Genomic DNA, 1,476 nt, shown 5'->3' on the forward strand with positions numbered 1-1,476 from the left:
AACTTATAGAACAATAAATAAATGAGTACTATTGCTAAGGTTAAGTAAATGCTTACACATGCAAAAAAGTTTTTAATCGGTAAACGATTTATCTTTGATCCAAACGATAATAGTTTGATTGATAAACTAGAAAATAATGAATTAATCCGTTTGGGCAGTAACGAAAGCCGTGCGCTAAGTCTGCTTATTGAAGATCCAAGTGTCATTATTACCCGTCAGCGTATTCATGATTATGTATGGCGAGAGCAAGGCTTTGAAGTTGATGACTCTAGCTTAACTCAGGCAATTTCAACATTACGTAAAGCATTAAAAGACTCAACAAAATCCCCTGCTTTTGTAAAAACAGTACCTAAGCGCGGTTATCAAGTCATTGCGACGGTTGAACCTTATTTGGGTGAAGAAAAAGATGAAACGACAGAGTCACTTAACACAGCACCTTCTGTAGATGTCGAGAGCACCATCGACAACCCAATTATGACGAGTGATTCTGAATATACGGTTGATACGGTAGCAGATACTGAAGAAACACCACCAGAAAAACCTGCTGAAAAATCAAAAACACAGTTAAGCTGGTTAGGTTGGGTGGCGTTAATTATCGCATTAATTCTACCAGTAGCGGTGAATATCAGTATGCCGCCAAAATCAGCAGCATTTCGTCCGTTACTCCAAGTAGAGGGTATTACCGTCTATACGCCGATCAGTAATCCTGTGGTTAAAGATTGGAATAATATGATCAGTAGCTGTGTGAGTAGCTACTTACGAAATCACAAGAATGAAGGGAAACCGACTGAAGTCATCGTAACAGGTGGACAGAACAATCAACTGTACTTGAACTACTTACATAGCAGTACAGTACCGATGGAAAATATCACCTTACGTTTACTTACCAGCCATGAGGATAATACGAAACTATGTCAGTAAATACATCCTTAACACTGCCGCAAGTAATTCGTAAATACTGGCCTTTTGGTATTCTGGCATTATCAATTGCTATTTGTAGTTGGGTTTATTTTTCAACCGATTACAAGCAAGAACAATTGCTAATGTCACGTGAATGGCAAAGTACAACCTTTAGCCGTATTGAGCCAACCCAGCTTGAGAGTTTAGGAACGCTACGTAAAGTCAAACAAAGCAGTAATATGGTGTATTTACCGAACCATACTTACTCACGCATTACGATGTTAGAGCTTTACAGTGAAAACCCGAAACCATTAACGATTCATATTTCTGAATCTGGTCGCTGGGACGTCAGCGGTGGTTATCTACTCACTGAGCCCACTGAATTTAAAGATGTGACTTCAGGAACAAACATGGATTTTGACAACAAGCAACTCAATGTTGTCAAAGACATTTTTAGAATGAACGCACAAGAAAGCCGACGTATCGATGTAATTAACAAAAATTCGCTACTATTAACCAGTTTAACCTACGGCTCGAATATTCTTTATTCACTCTAATTTTTAATGTAAGAAATAT

At 38.1% G+C, this 1,476-nt stretch carries 2 protein-coding genes; both read left to right on the plus strand.

Annotation, left to right across the window (positions count from 1 at the left end):
• Window positions 1-48: 48 nt before the first annotated feature.
• The gene (locus tag E5A76_RS14315) at window positions 49-921 is read left to right on the plus strand and encodes a transcriptional regulator (protein ID WP_161119327.1); all 873 of its coding nucleotides are present in this window, start codon (window positions 49-51) and stop codon (window positions 919-921) included.
• Entirely contained in the window at window positions 912-1,457 is a 546-nt protein-coding gene (locus E5A76_RS14320) for a regulatory protein ToxS (protein WP_053988479.1), read from the plus strand. The genes E5A76_RS14315 and E5A76_RS14320 overlap by 10 nt, the downstream gene beginning before the upstream one ends.
• Window positions 1,458-1,476 lie beyond the last annotated feature (19 nt).

The organism is Photobacterium lucens (assembly GCF_009873615.1).
Lineage (GTDB): Bacteria > Pseudomonadota > Gammaproteobacteria > Enterobacterales > Vibrionaceae > Photobacterium > Photobacterium lucens.

Excerpts from the sequence above, each read along its gene's own strand:
- E5A76_RS14320 (WP_053988479.1), top strand. The coding sequence starts at position 912 with ATGTCAGTAAATACATCCTTAACACTGCCGCAAGTAATTCGTAAATAC.
- E5A76_RS14315 (WP_161119327.1), top strand. The coding sequence starts at position 49 with ATGCTTACACATGCAAAAAAGTTTTTAATCGGTAAACGATTTATCTTT.